This window comes from Methylobacterium sp. yr668 (genome assembly GCF_900116245.1).
GTDB lineage: Bacteria > Pseudomonadota > Alphaproteobacteria > Rhizobiales > Beijerinckiaceae > Methylobacterium.
This window is the reverse complement of the sequence record NZ_FOZY01000010.1, coordinates 115218-128985: the sequence shown is the minus strand read 5'-3', so window position 1 is coordinate 128985 and position 13768 is coordinate 115218. Positions and strand designations below refer to the sequence as shown.

General features: G+C 70.9%; 12 protein-coding genes and 1 other annotated feature. Of the genes, 8 read left to right on the top strand and 4 right to left on the bottom strand.

The features are described from left to right. The first annotated feature begins 11 nt into the window (after positions 1-11). The 6 genes from hslV (at position 12) to BM419_RS15080 (ending at position 8722) form a co-directional block, all read left to right on the top strand. The gene (gene hslV / locus BM419_RS15105; RefSeq protein WP_020094598.1) at positions 12-539 is read left to right on the top strand and encodes an ATP-dependent protease subunit HslV; all 528 of its coding nucleotides are present in this window, start codon (positions 12-14) and stop codon (positions 537-539) included. Between the two features lie 470 nt (positions 540-1009). Beyond that, a complete protein-coding gene (locus BM419_RS15100) occupies positions 1010-2698 on the top strand; it encodes a methyl-accepting chemotaxis protein (RefSeq protein ID WP_042669650.1) in 1689 nt (562 codons plus the stop codon). 148 nt (positions 2699-2846) lie between these two features. After that, positions 2847-4517 (top strand): methyl-accepting chemotaxis protein, encoded by a 1671-nt coding sequence (locus BM419_RS15095; RefSeq protein WP_091926877.1) that lies wholly within the window; start codon positions 2847-2849, stop codon positions 4515-4517. Between the two features lie 129 nt (positions 4518-4646). Further along, positions 4647-4702, top strand: a sequence feature (sul1 is cis-regulatory element that is thought to sense ions involved in sulfur or methionine metabolism; They are found in Alphaproteobacteria). A gap of 60 nt (positions 4703-4762) precedes the next feature. Beyond that, positions 4763-6259, top strand: coding sequence for a SulP family inorganic anion transporter (locus BM419_RS15090; protein WP_091926876.1), 1497 nt, complete (start codon positions 4763-4765; stop codon positions 6257-6259). Positions 6260-6359: 100 nt separating this feature from the next. After that, positions 6360-7673: an ATP-dependent protease ATPase subunit HslU gene (gene hslU / locus BM419_RS15085; protein ID WP_091680751.1), complete on the top strand. Its 1314-nt coding sequence runs from the start codon at positions 6360-6362 to the stop codon at positions 7671-7673. Positions 7674-7834: 161 nt separating this feature from the next. After that, complete coding sequence (locus BM419_RS15080; RefSeq protein WP_020094603.1) at positions 7835-8722, top strand: EamA family transporter; 888 nt, start codon at positions 7835-7837, stop codon at positions 8720-8722. A 10-nt stretch (positions 8723-8732) separates the two neighbouring features. Here the strand turns inward: BM419_RS15080 and BM419_RS15075 are convergent, their stop codons facing one another. The 4 genes from BM419_RS15075 to BM419_RS15060 all read right to left on the bottom strand — a co-directional run bounded on the left by BM419_RS15075 (position 8733) and on the right by BM419_RS15060 (position 12282). Then, positions 8733-9134, bottom strand: coding sequence for a PTS sugar transporter subunit IIA (locus BM419_RS15075; protein ID WP_010682249.1), 402 nt, complete (start codon positions 9132-9134; stop codon positions 8733-8735). 174 nt (positions 9135-9308) lie between these two features. After that, entirely contained in the window at positions 9309-9749 is a 441-nt protein-coding gene (locus BM419_RS15070) for an HPr kinase/phosphorylase (protein WP_091926875.1), read from the bottom strand. Continuing rightward, positions 9749-11554 (bottom strand): sensor histidine kinase, encoded by a 1806-nt coding sequence (locus tag BM419_RS15065; protein WP_091926874.1) that lies wholly within the window; start codon positions 11552-11554, stop codon positions 9749-9751. Before BM419_RS15065 ends, BM419_RS15070 begins: the two co-directional genes overlap by 1 nt. A 17-nt stretch (positions 11555-11571) precedes the next feature. Continuing rightward, positions 11572-12282, bottom strand: coding sequence for a response regulator transcription factor (locus BM419_RS15060; RefSeq protein WP_020094607.1), 711 nt, complete (start codon positions 12280-12282; stop codon positions 11572-11574). A gap of 313 nt (positions 12283-12595) precedes the next feature. Between BM419_RS15060 and BM419_RS15055 the strand changes: the two genes are divergently transcribed. Together BM419_RS15055 and BM419_RS15050 are read left to right on the top strand one after the other, a co-directional pair. Beyond that, entirely contained in the window at positions 12596-13381 is a 786-nt protein-coding gene (locus BM419_RS15055) for a HugZ family pyridoxamine 5'-phosphate oxidase (protein ID WP_091926873.1), read from the top strand. A 61-nt stretch (positions 13382-13442) separates the two neighbouring features. Further along, the gene (locus tag BM419_RS15050) at positions 13443-13643 is read left to right on the top strand and encodes a hypothetical protein (RefSeq protein ID WP_010682254.1); all 201 of its coding nucleotides are present in this window, start codon (positions 13443-13445) and stop codon (positions 13641-13643) included. Positions 13644-13768: the final 125 nt, after the last annotated feature.

Below are 13768 nucleotides of genomic sequence, written 5' to 3'. Positions count from 1 at the left end.
CCGTCCCCCAGATGCACGCGACCACGATCCTGATGGTCCGCAAGGGCGGCCGCGTCGTCATCGGCGGCGACGGTCAGGTCAGCCTCGGCCAGACCATCGTGAAGGGGAACGCCCGCAAGGTCCGGCGCCTCGCCAAGGGCGCGGTGATCGGCGGCTTCGCCGGCGCCACCGCGGACGCGTTCACGCTGTTCGAGCGCCTCGAAGCCAAGCTGGAGCAGTATCCCGGTCAGCTGACCCGGGCCTGCGTGGAACTCACCAAGGATTGGCGGACGGACCGCTACCTGCGCCGGCTCGAGGCGATGATGCTGGTCGCCGACCGCGAGGTCAGCCTGCTCCTGTCGGGCTCGGGCGACGTGCTGGAGCCCGAGAGCGGCGTCATGGCCATCGGGTCTGGCGGCAACTACGCTCTGGCGGCCGCCCGCGCGCTGGAGGACGGCGACCTCGACGCCGAGGCGATCGTGCGGCGGGCCATGACGATCGCCGCCGAGATCTGCGTCTACACCAACGGAAACCTCGTCATCGAGGCACTGGATACCTGAGACCCGGCCGGGCGGAGCCGGGCTCGCCGGCTCCGCCGCCGTCGCCGCGCGCTCGATCGCTCACGGTGTGCCCGCGTCGCCCGGATCCCGTCGCGGGCGCTCGCGCATCGGCGCGGGGTCTGCCCGGCTCTACGCGGGTCATCACAGCTTCCGCGCGAACCGCGCCGCGGGCGAATACGCTGCGGCGCCGGTCTTCCCATCCTGCAAACCTTCCTCGAAGCCGCGCACGGATCGTAGCGCCGCAACAAAATCCGGCCCGCCGCCTCTTATCTCAGGTTGTACTCGCCGACGACAGCACTGTGCGGAACGATCACCGACGCTCGACTGCTGACAGCAGGTTTTCAACCGCCGTTCAACCGGGTTCATCCGGGCGATACAGCCCGCAGTAAGACAAAATTTACAGCGTATAATTTATCACAACCGCCAGGGAACCAAATCCGAATTCCCGAATGGGGCCCTGGGGACTGACTATGCGCTCGATCAACGATGTCCGGATCGTAACGAAGCTGACTGCCGCATTCGGCAGCCTGGCGGCGGTCACGGTGGGGATCAGCGCCGTCGGATACAGTCACCTGTCTTCGATCGAGCGGGTCAATCATCTCACGGAGCACTCCTATCAGGTCATCTCCGCCCTCGACGGCCTCACGCAGGCGATGGTCAATCAGGAGACCGGCCTGCGCGGTTACCTGATCGCGGGCGATCCGAAATTCCTGGAGCCGCTCCGCGCCGGCCAGAAGTCCTTCAAGGTGTCCCTGGAGAGCGCCAAGTCGCTCACCGCCGACAACGCCGCCCAGCAGGCGCGCCTGGAGGCCGTGCGCGGCTCGGCGGAGACATGGTCGAACGATATCGCCGCCAAGGAGATGGCCCTCGTCGAGGCGGGGAACCTCGACAAGGCCCGGCAGATCGAGGCGAGCGGCGCCGGCAAGGCGTCCATGGACGCCCTGCGCGCCAAGATCGGCGAGGCCGAGAAAGCGGAGCGCGACCTCCTCGCCGCCCGAAGCGACGAGCAGGCGCGCTCCTTCGGCGCCGCCTACCTCGCGAGCCTGCTCGGCAGCGTCGCCAGCGTCGTCATCGCGGGGCTGCTGGCCTTCCTCGTCTTCGCCATGCTGACCCGCCCCCTCGGCCGCCTCGTGGCCGTGCTGCAGCGCATGGCCCGCGGCGAGATCGAGGCCGAGATCAAGGAGGCCGCCCGCGGCGACGAGATCGGCGCGGTCGGGCGTGCCGTGGACGGGATCAAGGCGATGGTCGCCAAGAAGGCCGCCGAGGAGGCCGAGATGAAGCGGATCGCCGACGCGGCCGCCGCGGCCGAGCGGCGCCGGACCATGATCGAACTCGCCGACAGCTTCGATCGCGCGGTCGGCGGCATCGTCGGCATGGTCTCGTCGTCGGCCACCGAGCTGCAGGCGACCGCCCGGACCATGTCGGCGACGGCGTCCCAGACCTCGAGCCAGTCGAACACGGTCGCGGCGGCCGCCGAGGAGGCCGCCTCCAACGTCAACACCGTCGCGGCGGCGGCCGAGGAGCTCGGCTCCTCGGTGCAGGAGATCGGCCGGCAGGTGGACGGCTCGGCGCATCTGGCGCAGCGGGCCGTCTCCGACGCCGATCAGACCGGCGCGCTCGTCCAGGAACTGAGCAATTCCGTGTCGCGGATCGGCGACGTGGTCGGGTTGATCTCCAACATCGCCGGCCAGACCAACCTGCTGGCCCTCAACGCCACCATCGAGGCGGCCCGCGCCGGGGCCGCCGGCAAGGGCTTCGCGGTCGTCGCCTCCGAGGTGAAGGCCCTGGCCGAGCAGACTGCCAAGGCGACGCACGAGATCTCCGGCCAGATCGCGCAGATCCAGGCCTCGACCGGGCAGGCGGTCACGTCGATCGCCGGCATCACCGACCGGATCCGCGAGATCAGCGGCGTCGCCACCTCGATCGCCGCCGCGGTCGAGGAACAGGGTGCGGCGACCCAGGAGATCGTCCGCAACGTCGCGCAGGCGGCCGTCGGCGCCGGCGAGGTCACGAGCAACATCTCCGGCGTCGCCGGCGCGGCCGAGGAGACCGGCGTCGCCGCCGGCCAGGTCCTCGACGCGGCCTCGGAGCTGTCCCGGCAATCCGAGCACCTGACTGCTGAGGTCAGCCGCTTCCTCGACACCGTCCGGGCGGCCTGATCGGGTCGGGCGCGGCGCCCGCCGCGCCCCTTCCTCATCAGGACCCTGCTCAGAGGCGTGACAAATAATTCCGGATCAGCTCAGTTTACGACGTCTTGACGAATAACCGGCATTTTGACGCCAATCGCGCCTCGACGGTCGGATAGCAATGAAAATCGGCGGAAAACTCCTGAGCTTCGTCGGCGCCTGCAGCCTGACGACGCTGCTCGTGGCAGGGGTCAGCGTCGCGACGCTGAAGAGCTTCGAGCGCTCGCTGACGAGCGTCGAGAGCGCGTCGATCCGGGCGCTCGACGCCGCGAACTTCAACCGCCTCGCCGCCGAAGTCACCATGGACTCGCGCGGCGTCTACGCCTCCGCCGACCGCGCGGAAGCTGCGAAGTACACCGCCGGGATCCGCAAGGGTCTCGCCGAGATGGACGCGCTGCGGGCCGACTGGGCACCGCGGGTGACCGAGGCCGAGCGGCCGCTCTTCGAGACGATGGTGCGCAACGCCGACGCGTTCCGCGCCCTCCGCAGCGCCCTCGCGGACGCGGGCGACACGACCGGCCCCAAGGCGGCCGCGGAGCTCGGGTTCAACGACGCCAACCGGGCAAACCGCAAGGCCTTCCAGGCCAGCATCGACGCCCTGGTGAAGCAGGGCCGGGGCGAGATGGCGGCGATCAAGGCCGACACCCAGGCCCTGTTCGAGACGCGCACCCTCCTCCTGCTCGGCCTCGCCCTGATCGGCACCGTGATCTGCTGCGCCCTCGGCCTGCTCATCGGTCAGCGGCAGATCGCCCGGCCGCTGCGGGCGGTCTCGGACTCGATCCAGCGCCTCTCGCGCGGCGACCACACCCTGCCCGCCGTCAAGCCGGGACGCGACGAGATCGGCGCGATCTGGACGAGCATGCAGGTCTTCAGCGACACGATGCGGGAGGCCGAGGGCCTGCGGCACGAGCACCAGCGGCTGGAGGCCGACACGGCGACGCGCAAGCGCGCCGAGATGGCCGGGCTCGCCGAGCGGTTCCAGGGCAGCATCGGCGGACTCGTCGAGCACCTCGCCGGGGCCGCCGCCGGGCTGGAGCGTGCCGCCGCGACCATGGCGGGCAACGCCGAGCACGCCGGCACACAGTCGCAGGCGGTCACCCGCGCCGCCGAGACGACGGCCCACAACGTCGAGGCCGTCGCCGCCGCCACCGAGGAACTCGCCGCCACCGCCAGCGAGATCGGCGTCCAAGTGACCCAGACCTCGACGGCCGCCGAGAGCGCCGTCGAGGCGACGCGGCGGACCCGGGCGAGCGTCCAGGCCCTCGCCCGCAGCGCCGACGGGATCGGGCAGGTCGTCTCCCTCATCTCCACCATCGCCGGGCAGACCAACCTGCTGGCGCTCAACGCCACGATCGAGGCGGCGCGGGCCGGCGAGGCCGGGCGCGGCTTCGCGGTCGTCGCCACCGAGGTGAAGGATCTCGCGACGCAGACCGCCAAGGCCACCGAGGAGATCGCCGGGCAGATCGCCGCGATGCGGACCGCGACCCACGACGCCGTCGCGGCGATCGAGGAGATCGGCGGCACGATCGAGCAGGTCCACGGGATCGCCCTCGGCGTGGCCGCCGCCGTCGAGGAGCAGCAGCTGGCGACCCAGGAGATCGCCCGCAGCGTCTCCGAAGCCGCCAGCGGCACCCGCGCCGTCACGGACACGATGGCGCTGGTCCTGGGCGCGGCCCGCGAGACGGGCGCCAGCGCCGCGGAAGTCCTCGACGCCGCCGCCGACATCGCGCGCCGCTCGAACGGGCTCGGCGGCGAGGTCGCGGGCTTCGTGACCCAGGTCCGCGCGGCCTGAGGCGGCCGGACCGACGCGCCCGTCATTTCGGAACCGCAGAGCCGGACCCGCGATGACGGAAGCGTCGCCGAGCGTTTCCCGCCACGTTGTTGCATTGCAGCGCGCGCGCCCCTAGGGTCGGCGCATTCGCAAGGACCCGGTGAAAGCCCGGGTGGCTCTTCCGGCCGCCGATCCGCCGGACCACGCATTCGAGACGCGCTCTGACCCGCCAGCGACGCGGGCACGCCGCTCGTGCGGATTCATCGATGTCAACACACGCAGCCCGGAACGCCGGATATCTCCGGTCGTGGACCTCCAACCTGCGCGGCGACACCCTGTCGGGGATCGTCGTCGCCCTCGCGCTGATTCCAGAGGCCATCGGCTTCTCGGTCATCGCCGGAGTCGACCCGAAGGTCGGCCTCTACGCCTCGGTCGTCATCGCCTGCACCATCGCCTTCGCCGGCGGTCGCCCGGCCATGGTCTCGGCCGCCACCGCCGCCACCGCGGTGGTGATGGTCGACCTCGTGCGCGAGCACGGCGTCCAGTACCTCTTCGCCGCCACGATCCTGATGGGCGTCATCCAGATCCTGGCCGGGTTGCTCAGGCTGGGCCGGCTGATGCGGTTCGTCTCGCAATCGGTGATGACCGGTTTCGTCAACGCGCTGGCGATCCTGATCTTCCTGGCGCAGTTGCCCGAGCTCACCGGGGTCACGCCGGCGACCTACGGGCTGATCGCCCTCGGTCTGGCGATCATCTACGGATTCCCGCGGATCACCCGCGCGATCCCGTCGCCGCTCGTCGCCATCGCGGTGCTGACGGCGATCACCGCGATCTTCCACCTCGACGTGCGCACGGTCGCCCATCTCGGCGCCCTACCCTCGACGCTGCCGAGCTTCGCCCTGCCGGACGTGCCCCTCACCCTCGAGACCCTGCGGATCCTCCTGCCCTACGCGGCGACGCTCGCCGCGGTCGGTCTGCTGGAGAGCCTGCTCACGGCGCAGATCGTCGACGACATGACCGACACGGCCAGCGACAAGAATCGCGAGTGCATGGGCCAGGGCGTGGCCAACATGACCTCGGCCCTGTTCGGCGGCATGGGCGGCTGCGCGATGATCGGCCAGTCGGTGATCAACGTCTCGTCGGGTGCCCGCGGGCGCCTCTCGACGCTCGTGGCCGGCGCGTTCCTGCTGGTGCTCCTCGTGGCGCTGCAGGACCTGCTGGCCGTCGTGCCGGTGGCGGCGCTGACGGCCGTGATGATCATGGTCTCGATCAACACCTTCTCGTGGCGCTCGCTGCTGCGGCTGCGCACCAACCCGCTGCCCTCCTCGGCGGTGATGCTGGCGACCGTCCTGGTCGTGGTCGCCACCAAGGATCTCGCGATCGGCGTGCTGGTCGGCGTGCTGCTGTCCGGCGTGTTCTTCGCCGGCAAGGTCGCCCAGCTCAACCGGATCACGTCCGCCCTCTCGGCCGACGGCGGCACCCGGACCTACACCGTCACCGGGCAAGTGTTCTTCGCCTCGGCCGGCACCTTCTCGGAGGCGATCGACGTGCTGGAGCCGGTCGAGCGCCTCGTGATCGACGTCCACGCGGCGCATTTCTGGGACATCTCGGCCATTGCGGCCCTCGACCGGGTGGTCCTCAAGGCCCGCGCCCGGGGCCGCGACGTCACGGTCATCGGCCTCAACGAGGCCAGCGCGACCCTGGTGGAGCGGTTCGGCCGGCACGACAAGGGCGACGCCGCGGCGGTCCCGGCAACGCACTGAGGCGGCGACCGGCCGACGCGTGGCCCCTTGCGCGGGGCCGCGCGCGACCCCATTCCCGGCGCGGGGCCGTTTTCGGGCCGGGAACAGGGATGGCAAAGCGGTGACGACGTTCTCTCCCCGCGAGATCGTGTCCGAGCTCGATCGGTTCATCGTCGGGCAACACGACGCCAAGCGCGCCGTGGCGATCGCGCTGCGCAATCGCTGGCGGCGCCAGCAGCTGACCGGTCCGCTCCGCGAGGAGGTCGCGCCCAAGAACATCCTGATGATCGGGCCGACCGGCTGCGGCAAGACCGAGATCGCCCGCCGCCTCGCCCGGCTCGCCAACGCGCCGTTCCTGAAGGTCGAGGCCACCAAGTTCACCGAGGTCGGCTACGTCGGCCGCGACGTCGAGCAGATCGTCCGCGACCTCGTCGAGGTGGCGATCGGCCTGACGCGGCAGGTCAAGCGCGAGGGCGTCAAGGCCAAGGCCGAGGCGGCAGCCGAGAACCGGATCCTCGACGCGCTGGTCGGCCCGACGGCGAGCCAGGCCACCCGCGACAGCTTCCGGCGCAAGCTCCGCAACAGCGAGCTCGACGACAAGGAAGTGGAGCTGGAACTGACCTCCGGCGCCCCCGCGGGCATGCCGATGTTCGAGATACCCGGCGTTCCGGGCGCCTCGATGGGCGCGATCAACATCGGCGACATGCTCGGCAAGGCGCTCGGCGGCCAGCGCGGCAAGCCGCGCCGTGTGCTGGTGCGGGACGCCTACGCGCCGCTGATGGCCGAGGAATCCGACAAGCTCGTCGACGACGAGGCGCTCGTCCGCGAGGCGATCCGCGAGGTCGAGAACAACGGCATCGTCTTCCTCGACGAGATCGACAAGATCTGCGCCCGCGAGGGCCGCTCGTCCGGCGACGTCTCGCGCGAGGGCGTGCAGCGCGACCTGCTGCCGCTGATCGAGGGCACGACCGTCGCCACCAAGCACGGGCCGGTGAAGACCGACCACGTGCTGTTCATCGCCTCGGGCGCCTTCCACGTCTCGAAGCCGGCGGACCTCCTCCCCGAGTTGCAGGGCCGCCTGCCGATCCGGGTGGAATTGCAGCCGCTGACGGTGGACGATTTCAAGCAGATCCTGACCGCCACCGAGGCGAGCCTTCTCAAGCAGACGGTCGCGCTGATGGAGACCGAGGGCGTCACCCTCACCTTCTCCGACGACGCCGTGGACGCCCTCGCGCGGGTCGCCGTGGAGGTGAACTCGTCGGTGGAGAATATCGGCGCGCGCCGGCTCCAGACGGTGCTGGAGCGGGTGATCGACGAGGTCTCCTTCACCGCCACCGATCGGTCCGGCGAGACGGTCCCGATCGACGCGGCCTACGTGCGCGACCGGGTGCAGGATCTGGCCTCGAACGCGGATCTGAGCCGCTTCATCCTGTAAGGGCCGGTCACGGATCACGCCGGGCCGGCGGACGCCCCGCTGGCCCAGGACGGCGAGCCGTGCGCGAGGATGGCGTGTGCCATGAGGTCGAGCGTGGGCCGCGGCGGCCCCGGCATCTGCTATGCCCGCGCCGGGTCCCGGTCCTCAGGAATGTCGTCCCCGTGTCACGCAACAGGTTCGGCCTCGGCGATACGGTGCTGTCCGTGGCGGCGCTGGTCACCGGCATGGTGTCGCTCCAGTGCGGCGCGACCTTCGCCAAGAGCCTGTTCCCGGCGCTCGGCGCGGCGGGGACCTCGGCGCTCCGGGTCGGCTTCTCGGCGCTGATCCTGATCGCCGTCTGGCGGCCCTGGCGGCGCAGCCTCCCGGCACGCGAGGCCGGCTGGATCGCCCTCTACGGGACGGCCCTCGGGCTGATGAACCTCCTGTTCTACCTCGCGCTGGCACGGCTGCCGCTCGGACCGGCCGTGGCCATCGAGTTCGTCGGGCCGCTGGCGGTCGCGCTGATCGCGTCGCGCCGCCGCTCGGATTTCCTGTGGATCGGCGTGGCGGTGGCCGGGCTCGCGCTGCTGCTGCCGATCGCCGGCGCGGACGGCCTCGACCCGGTCGGCGTCGCCCTCGATCTCGGCGCGGCCCTGTGCTGGGCGCTCTACATCCTGTTCGGGCAGCGCGCGGGGCGGATCGACGGCGGCCAGGCCGTGTCCCTGGGCATGCTGACGGCGGCCCTCGTCGTGGCGCCGTTCGGCGTGGCGGAGGCCGGACCGGCCCTGCTCGCGCCCGGACTCCTCATCGCCGGCTTCGCGGTGGCGCTGCTGTCGAGCGCCCTGCCCTACTCGCTGGAGATGGTCGCCCTGCGCCGCCTGGACCGCAAGAGCTTCGGCGTGCTGATGAGCCTGGAGCCCGCCGTGGCGGCCTGCGCGGGTCTGGTCCTGCTGGGAGAGCGAATCAGCGCCGTCCAGTGGCTGGCGATCGCGCTGGTGATCGCGGCATCGGTGGGAATCACCGTGAGCGCGCGGCGCGCGGCTCCGCCGGCGGCCGTCCTGGAAGCCTGATCCCGGAGAACTACTTGCCCGCCAGGACGCGCGAAGCGACGTTGATGTATTTGCGGCCGGCTTCCTGCGCGTGCAGCACGGCGTCGCCGAGCTTCTCCTCGTCGCGGACGCTGGCCAGCTTGATCAGCATCGGCAGGTTGATCCCCGCCACGACCTCCACCGATCCGCCGTTCATGCAGGACAGCGCGAGGTTCGACGGCGTGCCCCCGAACATGTCGGTCAGCACCACCACACCGTCCCCGGTATTCACGCGACAGACCGCGGACATGATGTCCCGGCGTCGCAGCTCCATATCGTCCTCCGGCCCGATCGTGATCGTTTCGATCTGATCCTGTGGACCGACCACGTGCTCCAGCGCGGCCTTGAACTCGGTCGCCAGGAGTCCGTGGGTGACGAGCACCATGCCAATCATCGACACGTGTTCCAACGTCCTGTGTGTGCCGCCATGTTGTGCATCGCACAGCCCCCCACAAGGCGATCGCGACTTTTTTGCCCGGACATTGGTGCGATCATGCCACGGCCGCCGCGTGTGCGCCATGGGGGATACCAGTCTTGGGCGAATCGAGGCGCCTGTGCGGCTGCGAAGTCACGGCCGCGGCTTTCGCAGCGCCGCACGAACCAGGAGCGGTGCGAGGCCGGCCGCCCGCGCACCCCGATCGAGGACGAGGCGCGGAACGGCGAGGCCGAGGATGTCGGCGGGTTCCGGCGGCTCGGGCAGGCGCGGTGCCGTCTCCACCAGGTCGACGGCGATATGCAGCACCGCGTCCGGCCGCACCGCCAGGCCGAGATCGGCCGCCGACAGGATCCCCTGGCCGCGGACCTCGACACGTCCGGCGAGCGCGGGATGGGGACCGGCCGTGATTCGCCCGTCGCGAATTGCGCAGAGCACCCGGTCGTCCGCCACGAAGGCGCCGTCCGGCGCGGCGGCGAGCAGGAGCGCGAGGCTGGACTTGCCCGCGCCGGAGGGACCCCGAATCAGGATCCCGGCCCCGCACAGCGCGACGCAGGCGCCGTGCAGGGTGACCATCAGGCGTGGAGCTGCCGCGGCGCCGCCGGCAGGCGCACGATGAAGCGGGCGCCGCGCACCGTCGGCTCGCCGTCCTCGTCGGGGGCGCCGGGCCGGTTCTCGGCGCGGATCGTGCCGCGATGGGCCTGGACGATCTGGCGGGAGATCGACAGGCCGAGGCCGGAGTTCTGGCCGAAACCCTGCTCCGGCCGGTCGGTGTAGAAGCGCTCGAAGATCCGCTCCAGGGCGTGCTCCGGGATGCCAGGTCCCTCGTCCTCGCAGATCATCTCGACCTCGCCGCGCACGCGGCGCAGCACGACCCGGACCTTCGCGTCGGTCGGCGAGAACGAGCGGGCGTTGTCGAGGAGGTTGTTGACCACCTGCCCGAGCCGGCTGTCGTGGCCGATGATCGTGAACGGCGTGTCCTGCTCCGAGCCCGTCGCCTCGACGTCGAGCTGGATCAGGCAATCCTTCGGGCGCCGGCGCTCGTTGGCGACCGACACGACGGTAGTGAGCAGCCGCCGGAGATCGACGCGCCGGGCCTCGGCGCGGGCGAGCTCCGCGTCGAGGCGCGAGGCGTCGGCGATGTCGCTGATCAGACGGTCGAGGCGCTTCACGTCGTGCTGGATGATCGCCATCAGCCGGCCACGGGACTCGTCGGTCTTGGCGAGCGGCAGTGTCTCGACCGCGCTGCGGAGCGAGGTCAGCGGGTTCTTCAACTCGTGGCTGACATCCGCCGCAAAACTCTCGATCGCGTCGATCCGCCGGTAGAGGGCCTGAGTCATATCGCGCAGGGCGCCCGACAGGTGGCCGATCTCGTCCGTGCGTTCGGTGAAGTCCGGGATCTCCTCGCGAGTCTTGATGCCCATGCGGACCTTCTCGGCGGCCTCCGCGAGGCGGCGGACCGGTCCCGCGATCGCACCCGCCAGCAGGAACGAGAGCACCACCATCACCGCCGAGGCGACGAGGAAGACCTGCAGCAAACCGAACCGCTCCGAAGCGATGACCCGGTCGATGGCGTCGCCCTGAGTCGAGATCAGGAGGGCGCCGCGGACCGAGCCCGCCCGGTGAATCGGCACCGCCACCGAGACGGTGGTCTCACCGAGCTTGTTCCGGCGCACGAGGCTGCCGCGGTTGCCGCCGAGCGCCGCCTGGACCTCCCGGAGCGAGTGCCCGTTCACCGGCCCCGTCTCCTCGGTGGTCTCGGACCGGCTGCGGAACAGGCCGCCGAGCTTGGACTGGACCGCCTCGAAGGCGGATTCGAGGATGCCGGGCTTGTGGGGCTTCGGCTCGAGCGGGTCGGGCCGGCTGGCATCGCCGCGCTTGAACAGGGTGCGGGTGTCGAACAGGAGGCCGCCCTCCTGGTCGTAGACCCGGGCGCGGTTGCCCGTCGGCGTCACGAGGCGCAACAGCAGCGGCGCCACCTTCTCGGGGTTCAGCGAGAAGGCGAGCGGCTGCGATTCCTCCTCCGCCGCCTCGCCGGCCTGCTGCTGGAGCAGCTTGTCGGGATCGATGCGGATCGTGTCGGTGTCCACCGAGGCCGAGGCGGCGATCGCCCCCGCGATGATCTCGCCCTGGATGGCGAGGCTCTGGATCCGGGCCTGGATCAGGCCCTGGCGGAACTGGTTGAGGTAGAGGAACCCGACGAGGAGCGCGATCAGCCCGACGAGGTTGAGGACGACGATGCGGCGCGTCAGGCTCGACGAGGCGCGCTGGCCGACCGCCTCCCACACGGCGCGGGGCCAGCCGAGCGGTCGGGACAGGGTCTGGGCCAGGGAGGCGCGGGGCGGGGCATCCTCGGTCTGGGTCTGGGTACGTGCGGCCACGGGGCTGATCCTGGAGATCACGCCTCCTTGAAGCGGTAGCCGACGCCGTAGAGCGTCTCGATCATGTCGAAGCTCTGGTCGGTGACCTTGAACTTCTTCCGCAACCGCTTGATGTGGCTGTCGATGGTCCGGTCATCGACGTAGACTTGGTCGTCGTAGGCCGCGTCCATGAGCGCGTTGCGGCTCTTCACGACGCCGGGGCGCTGGGCGAGCGCCTGGAGGATCAGGAACTCCGTGACCGTCAGCGTCACCGGCTCGCCCTTCCACGTGCAGGTGTGCCGCTCGGGATCCATCATCAGCGCGCCGCGCTCGAGCGACCGGGCCGCGACCTCGGCCTCGCCGCGGGGCGTGCTGCCGGGGGCCTCCTTGGCGAAGCGCCGGAGCACCGCCTTCACCCGCTCCACCAGCAGGCGCTGCGAGAACGGCTTATGGATGAAGTCGTCCGCGCCCATCTTGAGGCCGAACAGCTCGTCGATCTCCTCGTCCTTCGAAGTCAGAAAGATCACGGGAAGGTCAGATTTCTGCCGCAGGCGTCGGAGAAGCTCCATCCCGTCCATGCGCGGCATCTTGATGTCGAAGATCGCGAGATCGGGCGGCGAGTGGCGCAGACCGTCCAGCGCGGAGGCCCCGTCCGTGTAGGTCTGGATGCGGTAGCCTTCGGTCTCCAGCGCGATCGACACAGAGGTGAGGATGTTCCGGTCGTCGTCGACGAGGGCGATGGTCGGCATGCGCGGTCCCTGACTGAACGGGCTCAGGCGCGGTCCCGGCTCTTCGCACAGGCCGCGCCACGTCCCGGCCCCGAGGGGGCAGACAAAAACGCGAACCGGGCAGTTTGGGCGCAGCCCGGCACACGCAAAGGGACAGGTGCTTTAGTACGGCCGATCGGAAAAAGCGAGCGGCGGTCATAGCTTGGCCGTAACACGGGAGCGCACCGGTCCTTCCGCGGCCCATCTGACGCGGTCGCGGTGCCTCGCGCCGCCGACGCTGCGCCGCTAACGTGGCGGCGAAACCGGGCGACTGTCCGGAGGGGAGGAATCGCGCATGGGCGAGACGATCGACACGGGTCCGGGCTCGGGCGGACCGGCCCGTCCGCTGCCGGCCGAGGCGGCGCCGTTCGACGCGATCGGCCTGGCGCGCACGCTCCTGCGCAGCGTCCGGTCGGGGGCGCTCGCGACCCTGGAGCCGGACGGCACGCCCTTCGCCTCCCTCGTCACCATCGCCACCGACGCGGACGGCACGCCGCTGATGCTGCTGTCGCGGCTGTCGGCCCACACCCGCAACCTGCTGGCCGACCCGCGCTGCTCGCTGCTGTTCTCGCAGGGTGGCAAGGGCGACCCGCTCGCCCATCCCCGCCTGACGGTGGTCGGACGCGCTCTGCAGACCGCCGAGCCGCGGGCCCGGGAGCGGTTCCTGGCCCGGCACCCGAAGGCCAAGCTCTACGCCGATTTCCCGGATTTCGGCTTCTTCGCCCTGGCGCCGGAGGCCGGCCACCTCAATGGCGGCTTCGCCAAGGCCGCGACCCTGACCCGCGACCAGCTCCTCCTCGACCTCTCGGACGCGCAGGCGATCGTGGCGGGCGAGCGGGGCGCCGTCGAGCACATGAACGCCGACCACGCCGACGCGCTGGCGCTCTACGCTGCCGGCGCCGGCGGCGCGGCCGACCTGCCCTGGCGACTCACCGGCCTCGACCCCGAGGGCATGGACCTTATGGCGGCCGACCGCACGGTGCGCGTCCCCTATCCGGAGCGCGTCACCGACATGGGTGCGCTGCGCAAAAGCCTCGTTGCCATGGCCGCGCGGGCGCGCGCGAACGGTGCGGACGCGTAAACGCGCAAGGACTTGGCGATCAGGCATGGCGAAAGGTCGCTGACCGCCCCATATCGGCCCCATGAGCGATACCCAGACAGATACCTACCCCTTCAGCCTCGACGTGGAGCCGGTCGGCGAGAGCGGCTCCCTGTTCCAGTGGAGCATCCGCAAGCACGGCAAGCTGCACCAGCGCTCGGACCGGAAGCATCCGACCGAGGCCAAGGCGCGCTCCCACGGCGAGGCCGAGATCGAGCGACTGATCCGCGACCGCGGTCGCTGAGCCGGATCGCTCCTCGGCGCCAGACACGATCGTGACCCGGGGGCCGGCTCGTTCCGGCCCCCGTTCGCTTGCGTGCGATCACCGACCGGGCCCGCGCTCCCCTCCCGGCGCTCAGGCCGCGCTTG

Coding starts and splice junctions, on each gene's coding strand:
- BM419_RS15075 (WP_010682249.1), bottom strand. CDS start 9,134: ATGATTGGCATGGTGCTCGTCACCCACGGACTCCTGGCGACCGAGTTC.
- hslV (WP_020094598.1), top strand. CDS start 12: ATGCACGCGACCACGATCCTGATGGTCCGCAAGGGCGGCCGCGTCGTC.
- BM419_RS15055 (WP_091926873.1), top strand. CDS start 12,596: ATGGGCGAGACGATCGACACGGGTCCGGGCTCGGGCGGACCGGCCCGT.
- BM419_RS15090 (WP_091926876.1), top strand. CDS start 4,763: ATGTCAACACACGCAGCCCGGAACGCCGGATATCTCCGGTCGTGGACC.
- BM419_RS15060 (WP_020094607.1), bottom strand. CDS start 12,282: ATGCCGACCATCGCCCTCGTCGACGACGACCGGAACATCCTCACCTCT.
- BM419_RS15050 (WP_010682254.1), top strand. CDS start 13,443: ATGAGCGATACCCAGACAGATACCTACCCCTTCAGCCTCGACGTGGAG.
- BM419_RS15070 (WP_091926875.1), bottom strand. CDS start 9,749: ATGGTCACCCTGCACGGCGCCTGCGTCGCGCTGTGCGGGGCCGGGATC.
- BM419_RS15100 (WP_042669650.1), top strand. CDS start 1,010: ATGCGCTCGATCAACGATGTCCGGATCGTAACGAAGCTGACTGCCGCA.
- BM419_RS15095 (WP_091926877.1), top strand. CDS start 2,847: ATGAAAATCGGCGGAAAACTCCTGAGCTTCGTCGGCGCCTGCAGCCTG.